General features: G+C 35.3%; 14 protein-coding genes. 2 read left to right on the forward strand and 12 right to left on the reverse strand.

Annotated elements, in window-relative coordinates:
- The first annotated feature begins 32 nt into the window (after nucleotides 1-32).
- Nucleotides 33-1,208: a proline dehydrogenase family protein gene (locus AC6I5C_RS08735; protein WP_497904817.1), complete on the forward strand. Its 1,176-nt coding sequence runs from the start codon at nucleotides 33-35 to the stop codon at nucleotides 1,206-1,208.
- Nucleotides 1,209-1,272: 64 nt separating this feature from the next.
- Here the strand turns inward: AC6I5C_RS08735 and AC6I5C_RS08740 are convergent, their stop codons facing one another.
- The 5 genes from AC6I5C_RS08740 to AC6I5C_RS08760 form a co-directional block, all read right to left on the reverse strand.
- Nucleotides 1,273-2,469 (reverse strand): IS256 family transposase, encoded by a 1,197-nt coding sequence (locus AC6I5C_RS08740; protein WP_497904818.1) that lies wholly within the window; start codon nucleotides 2,467-2,469, stop codon nucleotides 1,273-1,275.
- Nucleotides 2,470-2,560: 91 nt separating this feature from the next.
- Nucleotides 2,561-4,921 (reverse strand): GumC family protein, encoded by a 2,361-nt coding sequence (locus AC6I5C_RS08745; RefSeq protein WP_497904819.1) that lies wholly within the window; start codon nucleotides 4,919-4,921, stop codon nucleotides 2,561-2,563.
- A 6-nt stretch (nucleotides 4,922-4,927) separates the two neighbouring features.
- On the reverse strand, nucleotides 4,928-5,731 hold the full coding sequence (locus AC6I5C_RS08750) for a polysaccharide biosynthesis/export family protein (protein WP_307899228.1): 804 nt from the start codon (nucleotides 5,729-5,731) through the stop codon (nucleotides 4,928-4,930).
- A gap of 19 nt (nucleotides 5,732-5,750) precedes the next feature.
- Nucleotides 5,751-7,646 carry a polysaccharide biosynthesis protein gene (locus AC6I5C_RS08755; protein ID WP_497904820.1) on the reverse strand — a complete coding sequence of 632 codons (1,896 nt, stop codon included), beginning with the start codon at nucleotides 7,644-7,646 and terminating at the stop codon, nucleotides 5,751-5,753.
- Nucleotides 7,643-8,767 carry an aminotransferase class I/II-fold pyridoxal phosphate-dependent enzyme gene (locus AC6I5C_RS08760; protein ID WP_497904821.1) on the reverse strand — a complete coding sequence of 375 codons (1,125 nt, stop codon included), beginning with the start codon at nucleotides 8,765-8,767 and terminating at the stop codon, nucleotides 7,643-7,645. The genes AC6I5C_RS08755 and AC6I5C_RS08760 overlap by 4 nt, the downstream gene beginning before the upstream one ends.
- Nucleotides 8,768-9,040: 273 nt before the next feature.
- On the opposite strand from AC6I5C_RS08760, the gene AC6I5C_RS08765 reads away from it, so the two are divergent.
- Nucleotides 9,041-10,273: a GNAT family N-acetyltransferase gene (locus AC6I5C_RS08765; RefSeq protein WP_497904822.1), complete on the forward strand. Its 1,233-nt coding sequence runs from the start codon at nucleotides 9,041-9,043 to the stop codon at nucleotides 10,271-10,273.
- Here AC6I5C_RS08765 and AC6I5C_RS08770 read toward each other — a convergent pair.
- The 7 genes from AC6I5C_RS08770 to AC6I5C_RS08800 all read right to left on the reverse strand — a co-directional run bounded on the left by AC6I5C_RS08770 (nucleotide 10,266) and on the right by AC6I5C_RS08800 (nucleotide 17,622).
- On the reverse strand, nucleotides 10,266-11,276 hold the full coding sequence (locus AC6I5C_RS08770; RefSeq protein WP_497904823.1) for an ATP-grasp domain-containing protein: 1,011 nt from the start codon (nucleotides 11,274-11,276) through the stop codon (nucleotides 10,266-10,268). The two genes, AC6I5C_RS08765 and AC6I5C_RS08770, sit on opposite strands and share 8 nt — an antisense overlap.
- A gap of 3 nt (nucleotides 11,277-11,279) precedes the next feature.
- Nucleotides 11,280-11,921 (reverse strand): sugar transferase, encoded by a 642-nt coding sequence (locus AC6I5C_RS08775; protein ID WP_497904824.1) that lies wholly within the window; start codon nucleotides 11,919-11,921, stop codon nucleotides 11,280-11,282.
- Between the two features lie 9 nt (nucleotides 11,922-11,930).
- Complete coding sequence (locus tag AC6I5C_RS08780) at nucleotides 11,931-13,025, reverse strand: GNAT family N-acetyltransferase (RefSeq protein WP_497904825.1); 1,095 nt, start codon at nucleotides 13,023-13,025, stop codon at nucleotides 11,931-11,933.
- Between the two features lie 47 nt (nucleotides 13,026-13,072).
- Nucleotides 13,073-14,818: a carbamoyltransferase family protein gene (locus AC6I5C_RS08785; protein ID WP_497904826.1), complete on the reverse strand. Its 1,746-nt coding sequence runs from the start codon at nucleotides 14,816-14,818 to the stop codon at nucleotides 13,073-13,075.
- A gap of 108 nt (nucleotides 14,819-14,926) precedes the next feature.
- Nucleotides 14,927-15,553 (reverse strand): sugar transferase, encoded by a 627-nt coding sequence (locus AC6I5C_RS08790; RefSeq protein WP_497904827.1) that lies wholly within the window; start codon nucleotides 15,551-15,553, stop codon nucleotides 14,927-14,929.
- An 8-nt stretch (nucleotides 15,554-15,561) separates the two neighbouring features.
- Entirely contained in the window at nucleotides 15,562-16,707 is a 1,146-nt protein-coding gene (locus AC6I5C_RS08795; protein WP_497904828.1) for a glycosyltransferase family 4 protein, read from the reverse strand.
- Nucleotides 16,708-16,731: 24 nt separating this feature from the next.
- The gene (locus tag AC6I5C_RS08800; RefSeq protein ID WP_497904829.1) at nucleotides 16,732-17,622 is read right to left on the reverse strand and encodes a cupin-like domain-containing protein; all 891 of its coding nucleotides are present in this window, start codon (nucleotides 17,620-17,622) and stop codon (nucleotides 16,732-16,734) included.
- Nucleotides 17,623-17,695: the final 73 nt, after the last annotated feature.

The following is a 17,695-nucleotide window of genomic DNA, read 5'->3' on the forward strand; positions in this document are numbered from 1 at the left end:
ACGAATAAATATATTTGCATTATTTTTTTCAAATGACAACAAAACAATTATTTGACAACACAAAAGTTGCTTTTGAGTTAAAAAGTGACTCCGAATTAGAACGCGCCTATTTTTTGTTTAAAATGATTTCCCATGAGCCTTTGGTGAGGATCGGGACTGCGGCAACTAACTTTGCTTTGAAGGCGCATTTACCGGTTGAAGGATTGATAAGGGCAACTGTTTTTGATCATTTTTGTGGAGGTGTAAATGAAGAGGATTGTTTGAATGTCATTGACAAGATGTATAGCAAAGGTGTGTGCTCTGTTTTGGATTTTTCTGTCGAAGGAAAAGAAACCGAAGCCCATTTCGACGGAGCTATGGAAACCACTTTGAAAATCATCCGCTTTGCAGATGAAAGGAAGGCAATGCCAATTGCTGTTTTCAAACCAACAGGATTTGGAAGATTTCATTTATATCAAAAACTGGGAGAAGGAAAAACACTTACTGATTCAGAGCAAAAGGAGTGGGACCGTGTTGTAGAACGTTTTGATACCGTATGTAAACTTGCGAAAGAAAGAGATGTTGAGATTTTGATTGACGCAGAAGAAAGCTGGATGCAAAATGCAGCAGATGCCTTGGTTGAAGAAATGATGCGCCGTTACAATACAGAAAAACCTATAGTTTACAATACGCTTCAGACTTACCGATGGGATCGCTTAGATTTCCTAAAAGAGTTGCATCAACATGCTAAAAAGGATGGATTTAAAATTGGTGTAAAGATTGTAAGAGGAGCCTATATGGAAAAGGAGCGCGAGAGAGCAGAAGATAAAGGATATCCATCACCAATTTGTGAAACCAAGGAGTTGACAGACAAAACCTTTAATGACACATTGACTTATTGTCTGGAAAATTTAAATGATATAGCTGTGTTTATAGGTACCCATAATGAATATAGTTGCTACTTAGCTATGGATCTTATGGACCAGTATAAGATTGAAAGAGATGACAATCGTGTGTGGTTTGGGCAATTATATGGAATGAGTGATCACATTAGCTTCAATCTTGCCAAAGAAGGTTATAACGTTGCTAAATACGTGCCATTTGGTCCTGTTAAGGATGTTATGCCATATTTAATCAGAAGGGCAGAGGAGAACACTTCTGTAGCAGGGCAAACCACTAGGGAGCTCAATTTGTTATCAAAAGAGCGTTCAAGAAGAAAATTAGAATAGTTTAAAAGAATTATTTGACACTATCCCGAAAAGTGTGTAAGTTATAAATCGAGGGTTTGGCTTTTTAAAGCTGAACCCTTTTTTCAAATATAGTCAAAAACTGGTTTAAAATAATGCCCCAGTTTCTAATGGGCATCGACCATTTTTTGGTAGCCTCTCTAAGGGCTAAAAAAGTGGACTTCATTACGGCTTCGTCCGTTGGGAACGAGAGCTTGTTCTTGGTGTATTTCCTGATTTTTCCATTGAGGTTTTCAATAAGATTGGTGGTGTAAATGATTTTTCTGATTTCCAAAGGAAATTCGTAAAAAGCGGTAAGCTCCTCCCAGTTATCCCTCCAGCTTTTAATCGCGTAAGAGTACTTGTGTTCCCATTTTTGTGCAAAGTCATCCAGAGCTGCTTTTGCAGCGCTTTTGGTAGGTGCATCGTAGATGCTTTTCATGTCCTTTGTAAATTCCTTTTTGTCCTTCCATACCACGTATCTACAGGCGTTTCTAATTTGGTGCACCACGCAGATTTGGGTCTTGGATTCGGGAAAAACGTTTTTGATGGTGTCGGTAAAACCGTTGAGATTGTCTGTGGCCGTTATAAGCAGATCCTGCACACCTCTGGCCTTTATATCGGTCAGGACACTCATCCAAAAGGCTGCCGATTCATTCTTGCCCAGCCAAAGTCCCAGGACTTCCTTTTTGCCGTCCCTGCGCAGTCCTACGGCAATGTACATGGTTTTGTTGATGACCTTGGAGTTCTCCCGAACCTTGAACACAATACCATCCATCCAAGTGATCAGATATACGGACTCCAATGGTCTGTTCTGCCAGGCAACAATATCATTGGTAACTTTATCTGTGATGCGTGATATGGTGGATGTAGACACATCAAAATCATAGACCTCTCGGATCTGCTCTTCTATATCGGAGTTACTCATGCCCTTGGCATATAAACTGATGATCACATTTTCGATACCATCGACCATATTGGTTCGCTTAGGGACAAGCATAGGGTTAAAAGAGGCTTCACGGTCTCTGGGAACTTTAATGTTGGTCTCTCCCAGAGCTGTTTTTATCTTTTTGGAAGCATAGCCGTTACGGGTATTGCTGTTATCGGATTGTTGGTGCCTATCATAATCCAGATGCGCATCAAGCTCGCCTTCGAGCATTTTTTCAATCCCCCGTTTTTGGATGGATTTCAGAAAGGAGGTCAGTTCGTCTCCTGTTTTGAACTGTTTTAAAAAGTCGTCGTTTAGAAAATCTTCTTTCTTCATAAGTGTGTAAATTTTAAAATTAAACAAAAAAATATCGAGAGCTCTTAACCCTCGATATTTAAACTTTACACACTTAGTGAGATACTACCAATTATTTCTTGAAATTATACCATTTCTTTTTGTTTGGATTTTTGCCGTAACCATATCCATAACTGTAGCCGTAGCCATTTTTGGATAGGGTGCCATTTAGTATAACAGCCATATTAGGTAGTCTTCCTTCTTTATACAGGGTTTGAGCTATGTGTAATTGGCGTTTGTCTACATTGTCTGCGCTTACAACATAAAGAAACATATCTGCATATTGACTAATTAAATGAGTGTCTGTTACTAGTCCAACCGCAGCGGTATCTACAATGATGTAATCATACACTTTTTTGACTTCATTAAATAGGTCACCTACACGTTCGCTCATGAGTAGCTCTGCAGGGTTTGGAGGTATAGTTCCAGAAGGAATAAAAAATAAGTTATCATTCCCTTTCATGGCTACTGTTATATCATTGATTTTTAATTCGGAATCACTTATAAAATCTGTAAGACCTTTATGCGTTTTAATATTAAGGTAGTCATCTACTTTTGGCACCCTAATATCGGTTTCTACAATTAAGCACTTTTGTCCAGAAAAGGATATGGATGAAGCTAGATTTACACAGGTATGTGATTTGCCTTCTTGACTAGTTGTAGAGGTTACAAAAATTGTTTTACCCTTTTCCTTCTTATTTTTTAATAAAAAATTAATGTTTGTCCTTAATATTCTAAAAGCCTCGGCTTTTGGAGAATAGTCAATCTTTTTAATCAATTTATTTTTGGAACGAATTGACTTTGGAATATGCCCAATATATGGTGCGCTTAGTATTCGTTGTACGTCATCTTTGTCATGCACTTTATTATCTAAGAGGTCTTTTACGTATATGAAGCCAATAGGAACAGCCAAACCTAGCAGAAATGCTGCAAGATAAATAATTTTTTTCTTTGGAGAAACAGGAGTTGATTGGGAATAGGCTTGATCTATAACTTTAGCATTTGGCGCTGACATTCCCAATGTTATTGCAGTTTCCTCTCTTTTTTGAAGTAAATAAAGGTATAGTGATTCTTTGATATCTTGCTGTCTTTTAATATCACGGAATTGGCGTTCTTTGGTTGGGGCAGAATATATTTGAGCATTTATTCTTGCCTCTTCATTATTAAGGTTGTTAAGGGTGATTTTATTGGTGTTTTCTATATTTTGTAGACTCTGTTTTAAATTTTCTTTGAGCGCCGATATTTGATTGTTTAAATTGATAACAGTAGGGTTCTTTTCACTAGAATTTTTGAGAATTCTATTTCTTTGAAGGACCAATTCATTGTGGCTTTTAGTGATTTGACCCACAGAATTGTCTGAAATACCAATATCGGCTGGAAGTAGATCCGAATTGCTACTATGATCATCCAAATGGTCTTGCATATAATCGATAAGCTCTAATTGGTTTGAGGTTTCGATTATTCTTGACTCTGTCTCTTTTTCACTTTGCAAATAGATGTTAGCCTGAGAAGTAAGAGCGGTTAACTTATTGGATTTCTGTAAGCTTTCAGCCGTAAAATCAACCTCTTCCAATTCCCTTGAAACCATATCCAACCTATTGGTAATAAAAGCCGAGGTTGTTTCTATGATTTGTTCTTTATCATTGATGACATCTTGATTGTATTTTTCAATTAGCTTATTTAAGACGACGACCGATTTTTCAGGGATTTCTTCGGTAACCGATACCTTAATGACATTGGATTCCTTGCTGCTTTCTATTTTTATTTTACCAAGATACCCTTCGATTACATTATCTAAAGGAGTAATTCTTATTTCAACATAGGAATCTACTGCTGTTCCATAAACTCCAATATTTGGTGTAAGGATGAATTCTCCGTAATTCCAAGACACTTTGTCCCCAAAATTATAAATCTCAGAAGGATCGCCCTTTAATTTAAATAGCTTGTAGTTATCTGTATAGGAAAGCTCAAACTGCTGAGGGGAAAGGACTTTTATGAATAAAGATTTTCCAACCTTGTCGATGATGCTATCGCTTTCAAGAAAATTAATAGTAAATGGGGGTGCTGTGTAAGCTTCTCCATCCAAAATTTTACCACTTACATATTGTTTAATATTCAGTTTAAGGTCTTTTACAACTGCAGCAATAATTGTACGGGATTTAATTATCTCTATCTCATCATTTACATTGGAAAAGTTATTTGAAAACATCCCGTAATTTTGCAAAGTAGAGATTTCTGCAAGTTTGTTTGAATTTTTATCTTCTTTAATTTTTAAACTTGCTGTAGCTTGGTACATAGGAGCAGTATACCTTATTTTTAAAAATGCTATGATAAATGCCGCAATCAAACAAGCCACAATTAGTTTCCATCGGGACAAATAAGTTCCTACAATACTGTTGACTAATTCTTTGGTATTAACATTTTGGTTTTCCATGGCTGTTTATTTAACTACAAAAATTGCTGTAATTGTAGCTAGGGTAGAAATGGCCGAAATAATTACTGCTGTGTTGGGATTGTATGTAGAAGCATTTCTTCTGGCTCTATTGGGTTCAACAACCAGCACATCATTTTGTGCCATATAATAAAGTTGAGAATTGACTAAATTGACAGAGGTAAGATCCAATCTTGCAAATCGTTTTTCTCCTCCAGATTCTCTTATTAAAAACACATTGGTTCGTTTGCCATTATTGGTTAAATCGCCTGCAAGTCCCAAAGCTTCACTTACGGATATCCTTTCATCTTGAATGGTGTAGGTTCCGGGCCTATTGACTTCACCTAGAACGGTAATGGTAAAATTAGCAAGTCGAATGTTGACAATTGGATCCTTGATGTATTCGGAAAGGCGCTCTTTAAGATAAGCGGTAGCTTCTGTTCGCGTTAATCCTCCTAGTTTGATGGTTCCCAACACGGGAAATTCGATGTTTCCATTAATATCGATTAGGTAGGTCTGCATTTTTAATTGTCCCTGGGCTCCAATAACTGTAGGGGAGTAGGATACTACCGGAAGATTAAATGGCCTTGAAGCTTCGGGATCTAATGAGGACACATCAATTGTTAATAGGTCGTCGGTTCCGTAAACCAATTCCGTATTTACAAGGCTAATGTCTTCTTTTTTAACGGGCTCATCCTGGAAATAAACAAAGTCTTTTCTGCTGGCACATGAAACGGTAACCAAAGCAAGAAGAATAAGTAGTTTTACGGCGTTTTTGTGCGCATAAAATTTTCTAAACATTATGAAGTTCATAAAAACGGGACTTTTAAGGTTAGTTTTTTATATCTAAAACTTCAAACTTTGAATTATTGGACAGATATTCGGGAATAATCTCCTTGATCTGAGATACAATTTCTAAATTTTGAACTTTAGAGTAAATGTTACATAAGTTAATAATTTTACAGCTAACATCCTCTATATCTATAGGTTTTATTAAGGCAATCATTATTTTTTCGTGGTAGGTAGGCTTTGTTTTTTCGCCATCTGCCAGTAACTCTTCATATATCTTTTCTCCAGGCCTTAATCCTGTTATTTTAATAGCAATGTCTTCGGGATATCTCAAACCGGAAAGCGCAATCATATTCTTGGCTAAATCAAATATTTTAACCGAAGAGCCCATGTCGAAAACAAATATTTCCCCTCCTTGACCCATAGTTGCTGCTTCAAGCACTAATTGACAGGCTTCTGAAATAGTCATGAAAAACCTAGTAATTTCCTTGTGGGTTACTGTTATCGGCCCTCCTTCTTCAATTTGCTTCTTAAACAGAGGGATTACGGAACCATTGGAACCTAAGACGTTACCAAAGCGAGTTGTTATAAATTTGGTGTGCCCTGGTCCATTTTGAAGACAGTTTATATAAAGTTCTGCAATCCGTTTTGTTGCTCCCATCACATTTGTTGGGTTAACAGCCTTATCGGTAGAAATGAGAATGAATTTATCTACAGAATACTTAACGGAAAGATTTGCTATGTTTTTGGTGCCGGCAATATTAACACCTACAGCTTCGTAAGGATTGTTTTCCATTAAAGGAACATGTTTGTAGGCGGCAGCATGAAATATGATTTTAGGTTTCGTCCTGTTGAAAATTTCATCCATTCTGTATTCATCCCTAACATCAGCCACTATAGCTGTAAATCGTTGGATGCCTTTCCTAATAAACTCTTGTTGAATATCATATAAAGCAGATTCCGCAATGTCTACAAGAATTAACTTTTTATATTCATATTGGGTTATTTTGCGAGCTATTTCACTACCTATGGAACCTGCTGCGCCCGTAATCAAAATAATTTCGTCGCTATATTGTTCTTCTAATTCAGGATTTACGATAGTAATAGGTTCTCTCCCCAATAAATCTTCAATTTTGACATCTTTAATTTGCCCTATGCTCAAATCTCCATCAATCCACTGTTGCACAGGAGGGACAATTTTCACTTTTAATTTTAACTCCAACAAATACCCTGTAATATTCATAAGTCGGGTAGGGTCTATGCTTTGTATGGAGATAATTACTTCGTCAACCTTATTTTTGGAGACGAATTCTTGATTTATTTTAATGAGACTATATACGTAGAGGAGGTCTATTTTCTTTCCTACTTTTCTTTCGTTATCATCAATAAATCCAACAACATTATGATTGGTTTTTGGATCATTTGTAATGGCATCGTAGGTAATCATTCCAGAACTTCCTGCTCCATATATTAAGACATTGGTAATAGGTTTTAAATCTTGAATTAAACTATTGTAGATGGATTTGATAAAAAGTTTTGAACCTATCAAAAAAAGGATATTCAGCATTAAATGAATGTAGATTACTGAACCAGAGATGTTGAATATGCTTTCGTAGTTATATTTTCTGCTAAAAAAAGTAGTTATTATTAAAATGGTGGCTAATAAATTAACACCAATAATAATGTTGATAATGTCTTTGTAACCGGTATATCTAACAACTCCTTTATGTGATCCCACTGCTAAAAAACTTAGGGTCGCCGCCAAAATAACAAAAGGCAATTGTTTTAATACCAGCAAAACTTCAAAATCAAACTTAAAATTAAACCGGATTAAATAAGCTAGGAGGAAAGTAAAAACAACCACACATAAATCAAAGATAAGCACCAACCATTTGGAGGCGTATCTTTGGGTTAGTTTATTTACAAATTCCAAATTCATACTCTAAAATACATTTTTATTGCCAATATCACTCTATTTAATTCATTTTCAGTTAAATTGGATCCGCTTGGTATGCAGAGACCTCGCTTAAAAAGATCTTCGGACACTCCATTAATATACGCAGGGCATTTTTGATACACAGGTTGTAAGTGCATAGGTTTCCAAAGTGGACGTGATTCAATGTTTTGTTCTGCCAAATACATTCTTAAGCCCTCCCTAGTTGCTTCAGAATCTGTTAAAAAGCAGGTCAACCAACGATTGCTTAGGTAGTTTGTTGGTTCCTCTAGAAAACTTAACTGGTTTATACCCTTTAATGCACTGTTGTATAAATGATAATTATTTCTTCTTAGTGCGATTCGCTCTTCCAATACTTCCATTTGTCCTCTACCAATTCCTGCAAGCACATTAGACATTCTATAGTTGTAGCCAATTGAAGTATGGTGATATTCTGGAGCACTATCTCTGGCTTGAGTGGCCAAAAATAAAGCCTTTTCATTCAAGGATCGTGTTTTGCTAATAAGTGCGCCACCACCAGAGGTTGTAATAATTTTATTACCGTTAAAAGACAGAATTGAAATGGTTCCAAAGGTACCGCATTTTTGATTTTTGCAAGAACTTCCTAATGCTTCAGCACTATCTTCAATGATTGGAATCTCATAACGAGAGCCTATCCCGTGAATTTCATCAACCTTATAGGGCATGCCATAAAGATGCACGGTAACGATTGCCTTTGGTCGTTTTCCTTTTGCAATACGATCTTTAATGGCTTCTTCCAGAAGTTCAGGAGAGAGGTTCCATGTTTCCGTTTCACTATCCACAAAAATAGGAGATGCACCAAGGTATGTGATGGGATTGGCAGAAGCTGCAAAAGTTTTACTTTGGCAAATCACTTCGTCTCCCGGGCCAACATTAAGCAACATAAGTCCCAGGTGAAGGGCAGCTGTCCCTGAACTAACCGCAGTAGCATGGCTGTTTTGTCCTAAATAGGATTCAATATCAGCTTCAAAACTAGTTACATTTGGCCCTAAGGGTGCAATCCAATTAGATTTAAAAGCTTCATTAATATACCGTTGCTCATTTCCGCCCATATGAGGCGAGGAAAGCCATATTTTAGGGTTCATCCGGTTGCTTTGTTGGTTAATACAGTGTCATCTCGTTTCTTCAAATCGATTATCAAATTTACGGACTAAATGAGGGCTGAAAAACAAATACTTCGTATTTTTTTAGTTTTCAACCTTAAATATCAATCAATCGGGTGACTCATTTGAAATAAAACCGATAAATGGATTGTTTTTTACGATTTCAATGTTAAGTAATTGTTTGTCAATGCAATGTTGTTTAAAATTTATTATTTTAGAATAGAATTATTGATAAGCCTTTAATTTTATTGCGTCATGAAAAGCCCATTTACCTCGAGTACTTTCGTCCATTTATGGTCTAAATATTTCAATCATAATAAAAAATCGGTAAACTTTGACTTTCTAACGAATGTGAGTTTTTTTAAAAGATCTTGGGAGCCGTTCTGCACCAATGTTGGAAAAAATTTAACCAAAGGAATTTATTATGAGCTTAATTATAAAGCTACCGACTTTAAAAACAAGGTGTTTTTGATATATGATATTCCGGAATTTTTTAAAGTCCCCAATTTAGATCCATCAAAGACCGATTTGCGCTGTAAGTCAATTTATCAATATGATGGGTTTTTGTTGGATTTTGAAAATTATAAAACCTCTCAGGATTACATAAAGAGTAGGATTAGCTCAAAAAATATCCGCGGCTATAAATCCAGAAAGAGACGATTGGAAGACTGTTTTAATATTTCATACAAATTTCATTCTGACGATTTAGACCGGTCATCATTTGAAATTCTCTTTAAGCAGTTTCATGGTTTGTTAACTAAACGGTTTGCAGACAAGCAGTTTAACTATCACCATTTAAGATCTGATAAATGGGCATTCTACCGGGAATACGTTTTTGAGATGCTTCAGAAAAAGCAGGCCACCTTATTTGTGATTTACAACGATGACATCCCCATAGCTATAACTTTAAACATTAACTCGGATACTGTGGTGTTTGTGTCTATAACAGTTTTTGATACGGATTACTATAAATTCAATATTGGGAAAATTTCAATAATAAAGATTATAGAATGGTGTTATGAAAATAATATGAAAATAGCTGATTTTTCGAAGGGCTATTTTGATTTTAAAGAAGAGTGGGGGAACGTGCAATATCATTTTGACTATCACATTCTATATGATTCAAAGTCCTTATTTGCAAAAACCATAGCATGGAAATTAGGGGTGTTTTTCAAATTCAAACGCTATTTGAGAGAAAAGAACGTGAACATACTATACAGACGTTTACTTTTTCAATTAAAGTCGAGGAGGGATCGTTTGTATAATTCCAAGATAAAAATTGAAACTATTGACAATTTTCAATTAGATCAAAGCTTTGCCAAGGTAGATTTAAACGATTATAAATCTGATTTTTACAGAAAATTTGTTTATTCCTTTCTATTTGCCTACCCAGAACCTATTGAGAATATTAAGGTTTATAAAAAAATTAATGGAGATACTCTTATTATCAATGGTGCAGAAAAATCTCAAAGGATTATTCTCAATTGATACGTAATAATCTGTCGCATTTAGAGCACATTACATTGGGTTTGTAATTTATAAATTGAGAAATATTTTTATGGCCTTGAAGCCATTCTATATACATAGCCGAAGTGTTAACCCCTGCTTCATGTGAAAAAGGGTAACCTCCACCAAATCTAGGGTTTAATTCTAGCACGTAAAGTTTGTCTTTCACTTGAAAAACATCACAATCTAGGTTGCCGATATGTCCCAATTTCTCTGAAATTTTTTTTCCACACTCCTCAAATTTAGGGTCTATTATGGAGACGGCTTTATCTGTTTCGCCAGATCTCATATTCATTTTTTTTCTAACAAAAGTTCCTACATAATTGCCTTCAAAATCATTAACAATGTCCATTCCATACTCCTGTCCCGGAATTTTTTCCTGAATGATTAATTCATTAAAGGTAGATGGAATTTTAGCTTCTTTTAGGAGGTCGTTTATTTTTAGAGTTTGGAGCTTTAATATTAGCTCAAGTTCTTCCATATTGTTGGCAAATTCTAAACCTAATGATGCGCTTCCCCAACGAGGCTTAATGACCAATGGGAAATTTAACTCTTCGCTGTTTAAGGCATTTTTTACGGTTTCTAAATTAGTGTAAGTGGCTGGAGAATTTAAACCTATGGATTCTATAAAACTGTGCGTTTTCATTTTGTCGTACGACAAGTCAATGACTCTTTCACTGGAAATAATAACTTTTGTTCCCGTAGTTTCTAGCTCCAATTTGTGTTTGGCTAAAAGCGGTAGCTCTAAATCATTTAAGGATATTACTGCATTTATATTGTACTTAACAATAGCTAATTTCAGTTCGGTTATATAATTAGAATCATAAATACTAGGGAAAACTATGGCTCTATCAGCCTCAACCAAGGCAGGAGCAGTAGGGCTTAAATCCCCAGCGAAAACTAAACCTTTGCCATTTAAGGCTTCCTTAAAGTAATTTATTAGGTAGGTGCGCCTACCTGCACAAGTGAATAATATATTGAGCATAGTTTAATAGCTGTTTTCTTTTTGTAATGTGCCTGTAAAATCTTGTACAATATCATTTTCAGGAGAATAAATTCCTTCCTTTTTAAATATTTTTAAAAAGGTACCAATTAGTATTTTTAGATCTAACCAGAGTGAAATGTTACGAACATACCAAACGTCATAATTGAATTTTTTTTCCCAAGAAATGGAATTGCGTCCATTTATTTGAGCCCAACCTGTAATGCCGGGTTTTACGTCATGTCTGTGCTTTTGAAAATCATTATACAACGGTAAATATCTTACATGAAGAGGCCTTGGTCCTATAAGGCTCATATCTCCCTTGATGACATTTATAAGTTGAGGGATTTCGTCTAAAGAATATTTACGAAGGAACATACCTGTTTTTGTCAATCTTTCTATGGGAGGGAGCAGTTGACCTTGTGCATCTGTTTTATCATTCATGGTTTTGAATTTGATGATTTTAAAAATCCGTTCATTCTTGCCCGGGCGATCCTGGTAAAAGAACACTTTGCCTTTATTGCAAAACCAAAGAAGGATTAGAATAACAAAAAAAACAGGTGATAGCATTAAGACGCCAAATACAGCCAAAACCACGTCAATTATGGTTTTGATAAATTTACTGTATAGTAATTGCGTTTTTACCATGTTAACATATTATCTAAATACACATCGTTTTACTGACTCATTGTTTTTACGATATATGGGGAAATATTCAGTTGTATTTTTTTCTTTATCAGAAACTTCAACATTATATATGTTGCATAAATTGTCATAAATCTGTTTGTTCACAATTTTCCTTCCGGTATAATAAATAACATCTGTATCATGAGGGAAAAATGATTTTTTATAGTTATACAAACTGTCATAATCCTCTCTGCCTCCGCCTAATATATAATATTCCATATCATTTTTTCTTGCCCAGTTAAGCACTTCTATCTTTAAAAAATCGTTCGGTCTTAAACTAAAATAATCCGACAATGTGCCTCCTAGATACGAATACAGTGATGTGCCTGAAATCAATATTAATTCGGCGGAAATGGCGATGTCTTCAAAATACACAAAAGCAATTAAGCATTTACGTTGACTTAATTTGATAACATTTTTCAAGCAATTAGTTGAGTAGAAGTATTCCTCTTCAGCATGTATTCTTGCCATTGTTCTAATGTAAATGGAATGAAATAATTGAATTGTCGAGTCATCGATGTCTTCAAAAGCAATTTCAATTTTTAAATTGTTGTTGATTCCTCTTCTGTAATTGTTTCTGACTTTCTGTTTAAAATTGCTCCATTGAACATGGGAATCAATTATAGCGCCCTTTACGTTAATGAGTGTAGGGATTAAAGTTCCTGAGTAAAAATCATAGTTATTGCACAGATTGAATCTAACAAACTCCGAAACAACATTGTTTTTTCTATACCACTCATCTACCAGCTCCCAAAATAAAATAAGATATCCTCTTGATAAATTTTGATTAAATAGAGGGCCGCTATAACCATAAGGAGAAATGACATCATAATATTGGTACTTTTGATTAATGTATTGTATTTTTCTCAATAAAAAAGGCATTACAATGAGGTTATCCTCATCTTGGTTTTGCATGATAAAATACCTCAGGTTTCCATCTTTTAACTCATTGAGGTTTGCGTCAATAATTCTATAAAATGGATTATTGACCTTAAAAGATTCTACAATTTTTAGATAGTTGTTGAAATCAAGTTCACTTTGTATTTTTTCTACCAATAATTTCATTTAGGACTAATTATAGTTTTTCATCTCACTTTTAACTTTATGTAATCTTAAACACTTAATTCGTATACTTCCTCCTTATCTGTTGTTTTGAAATCATTATTTCCTCTTTTTGCCAATAAAAAATTTCCTATTACCAAATAATCTAGCCCTGTTGAGAAAAAGCATCTAATTGCATCTTGAGGGGATTCTACAATAGGTTCTCCTTGAATGTTGAAACTTGTGTTTAGTACAACAGGTACACCTGTGCGGTCACCTAATTTTTTGATTAAATCATAATATCTTGGGTGCAACTCTTTTTGAACGGTTTGAAGCCTAGCACTCCCATCAACGTGAGTTACGGCTGGTATTATGGCCTGTTTGTCTTTAAGTACATTACATACCTTTAGCATAAATGGGGCTTCTACCTCAAGGTCGAAGAAATCATTTTTAGATTCAACAATAGCTGAGGGCGCAAATGGCCTGTAAGCTTCTCTAAATTTAACCTCACTATTTATTTTGTCTTTCATGTCAGGGAACGCAGGATTGGCGAGGATACTTCTACTTCCAAGGGCCCTAGGGCCAATTTCCATAGCCTCTTGAAACCAGCCAATAATATATCCTTGTTCCAAAAGATCAGCTGCTGTGCTAGTAATGTCTTCATGGTTTTCATAATTCAATTTAGCCCCCTTTAAGACCTTTTCGATATCCTTATTGGAGTATTTTGTGCCTACATAAGGATTTAAGTGGACAAAATTTCTAGGCTGGTTTAATATGTGATTATACAAATAGTACGCGGCGCCTATAGCAGTGCCGTTATCTCCAGCGGCCGGCATCACGTAAACATCTCTAAATTTACTTTCTCGTACTATTCGGCCATTCATGACGCTGTTTAAAGAAACGCCACCAGAAATAACAAGGTATTCTGCTTTGGTTTTTTCATAAAGAAAGGCACAAATTTCTAAAACCCTATTTTCCAACACACGCTGAAATGCCGCAGCCACATCCATATGGTGCTTTTGAAATGGTTCATCTTTCTGTCTAGGTTGGCCAAATACTTCAAAAAACTTTTCAGAGCAACGCTTCCAGCTCATATTTTGGAAGTTGAAGTAACTCAAATCAAATTCAATTTGCCCTCTAGAAGTAACCTTAACAATTTTATCTACTTCTTTAAGAAACACATTAGGGTCTCCCATAGGAGCTAATCCCATGGTTTTACCTTCATCATAGCTTGTTCTAAAGCCACAAAATTGTGTAACAGCTTCGTAAAACGATCCTAATGAATGTGGAAAGTAAGACTGACTTAGACAGCTTATTGCATTCCCTTTTCCGTGGCCTAACCAGGTAGTTGCCCACTCACCTGAGCCGTCAATCCCCAATAGAGCTGCTTCGTTAAATGGAGATACGTAAAAACTGCCTGCTGCGTGGCTTAAATGATGCTGAATGAAATGTACTTTTGGTCCTGACTTCTTGTGCTTCCAATGGTAATTAAACCAATTCCAAAAGCTTTTTTGTTTGTTGTATCCATGCACTAACTCATGATTAATTATTTGCTTAGCAGCTTTTAAATGAGTTAGTGTATAGCCTATTTTTTTTCCAAAATTATGAAGTGGTTTAATGGATACAGCAATGAAATCGATGTCCTCGTAGCTCACCTCTGCAATTTTCAAACATCTTTCAACAGCAAGTGCAGGAAAGCTTCTTGTGTGCTTATCCCTATTGAGTCGTTCCTCTTCGATAGCGGCTATTAATTGTCCGTTTTTGATAATGCAAGCCGTTGAATCGTGGAAATAATAATTTAATCCTAGTATAATCATAAAGTTGGTGTATTTAATAATAGCCTTGCTACATGAATTATAGTATTTATTGTTTAGGTTATTTTATATTTCTGGTAAACAGAAACATTCATAAATCATAAATCCGCTTTACTGATCAAAAAACAACGAATTTTGAGTTCCCATAAACTCTGGTGTTATATCGTTTTCAACAGAATAAACTCCTTCCTTTTGTAGGACTTTCTTAAAACTTAAACACAAAATTTTTACATCGAGTAATAAGGAAACATTTTCTACGTACCATAAATCATATTCAAATTTTTGCTCCCAGCTCAAGGTGTTTCTTCCATTTACTTGTGCCCAGCCGGTAAGCCCTGGCCTGATATCATGTCGATGTTTTTGTTTGTCATTATATCTGGGTAAATAGCGAGGCAGTAGGGGGCGAGGTCCAATTAAGCTCATTTCTCCTTTTATGATATTCCATAATTGAGGAAGCTCATCTAAAGAAGTTTTTCTCAAAAATTTGCCAATTGTGGTTAATCTTTGAGATTCTGGGAAAAGGTTACCATAGTCATCTTTATCATCGGTCATGGTCTTAAATTTTATAATAGTAAATATGTGTTCATTTTTTCCAGGACGTTTTTGATAGTAAAAAGGTTTCCCCTTGTTAACAAACAATAGTGGGACTGTAATAACAACAAAAACAGGAAGTGCTATAACGGCACCTGTTATTGCTATAATTAAATCCAACATTCGCTTAAAAAATGACTTGTACATCTTTACGATTATTCTAAACTCTTATAAAACTTCAACAATTCGTCCCAAACCAAACTTTGCTTGTATTTATCAACGATATTCTGTCTTGCTCCTTCAGACATTTTAATCCTATTTTTAGGGTTTTCCATCATAAATTTCATGGCTTTCAGTAACGCTTTAACATCTTTAGGAGGGATAATTATTCCATTTTCTCCGTCAGATATAATTTCGTTACAACCATTGATGTCGGTTACAATACAGGGCAATCCCATGCAACTTGCTTGCAACACCACATTAGGAAAGCCTTCGCGATAACTAGGAAAAGCCAAAACATCCGAAATGGCTACAAATGGTCGAATGTCGGATTGTGCTCCAGGTACAATTATTTGGCTATTGTTAGTTATTATGATTTCTGATTCTTGAGAAATAGGATCTAAATCATCTTCTCGAGGTCCAACAATCAAAAGCTTACTGTTTTGGAATTCTTTTGAAAGTTGATCAAATGCCGAAACCAATTCGTTGATTCCTTTGTCTTTAACTATCCTTCCCAGATAAATAAACACAACATCCTCATTTTTAATATTTAATTTATTCCGAAGGAGCTCCTTTTGTTCTTTTGAAACTTTGTTGGCATCGTAATGCAGCTCATCAATACCGTTTGAACTTCCATTGGCGATTACTTTAAGTTTTTCATTAGAGGTAAATTTCAATTTTTCAATTGTCCGCTTCAATTCAAAAGAATTAGGCAAGACATGAGTGCAACAAGCATATGTTAATTTTTCTACATTATCCAGTAACTGTCGCTTAACACCTTGGGCTTCCAATAGGGGAAGTCCCGCTATAGTATGGACTCTATGAGGTACACCTGCCATTTTTGCTGCCAACATACCCAATGTTCCAGCTTTGGGGGTATGCGTATGCACTATAAAAGGTTGCTCTTTCTTAAACAGTTTATATAACCGATAGGTAGCAATTAAGTCTTGAAAAGGAGTAATGCTTCTGGTCATTTCCACGGCATGCACCCTAGCATCTTCGTTTTTCCGAACTAGCTCCAGACTTTCTCCCTGACCTGACACTCCTATCATTTCGTAAAATTGCCCCATAAACTTCAACTGGCCTTTTAATAAATAACACAAAGAGTTTGATATGGTAGTAATACGTATTATTTTTTTCAATGCTCGTAGGTTATAACTTTTGAATTAATGATGTCGATAACGATGTCTTACTCCTTGTTCATCATAATAATGACAAACACAATCTTTGCCATAAAGACCCAAATTATGGAGTTTTCGTTTTACAAATTCATTGGCTTTCATTTTAATATTGTCAGTAAATGAAAACCCAAAATTATTGGAGCTAATGGATATTTCAAGACCATAAACACAATGCCACCATAGCTTAGGAATAAAGAGCATTTGTTTCGGCTTTAAAATAGCATAAGATATTTTTGCATGTTTTTTAAAAAGAGGGAACTTTGTTTCATCAAAATTTCTCATATCTATTTGACTTAGTTTGGATCCCGGTTCGTACTTGTCACTTGGATACATGTACTTTGTCTGATTGGGGTGGGCGAGTAATACTAATTTACTTCCTTCAATTTGCGCCAAAATATTGTCTGCTAATCTATCGGTATGCCACCCTGTCAAGGTGCCTTTAGGTCCAATCCACAAAGACAATGAATCCCTTACTTTATAATTGGAAATTAATGAGAAGTCCACATCTTCCTGTAGCTCAGGAAAGAGATGGAGGATGGATAAGTTCATTAAATACCCGCCTTGAGAAGAATAATCAGACTGTTCAATTTTATTGATTGAATCCAAAAAATTCCCATATTCCCACTTCGTGTTTTCTTGAAAATTATTGCCTTTGGAAACAAATGTAGTTTTATCCTTTCCTATGGTTTTAAAATAATCAAGTGACCATGTTTTTGAGGCTTCCCAATTGTCCATCATTTCCGTCATGACAACTGGCTTGTTCGGTTTCATGTAGTTTTCATAGAACTCCGAATGATTAATGCTTTTTATGGAGTTCACTTCCTCTAAGGTGTGGTCTAGGTAAGATTGTATTTTTGTTAGTAGGTCAACATTCATAAGCAAACTAGATATCTCAATTAAACTCACTCAAAACCTAAAATTAAGCACTGGTATAATAAATTTTAAAACA

The organism is Mangrovimonas sp. sgz306409 (genome assembly GCF_059735265.1).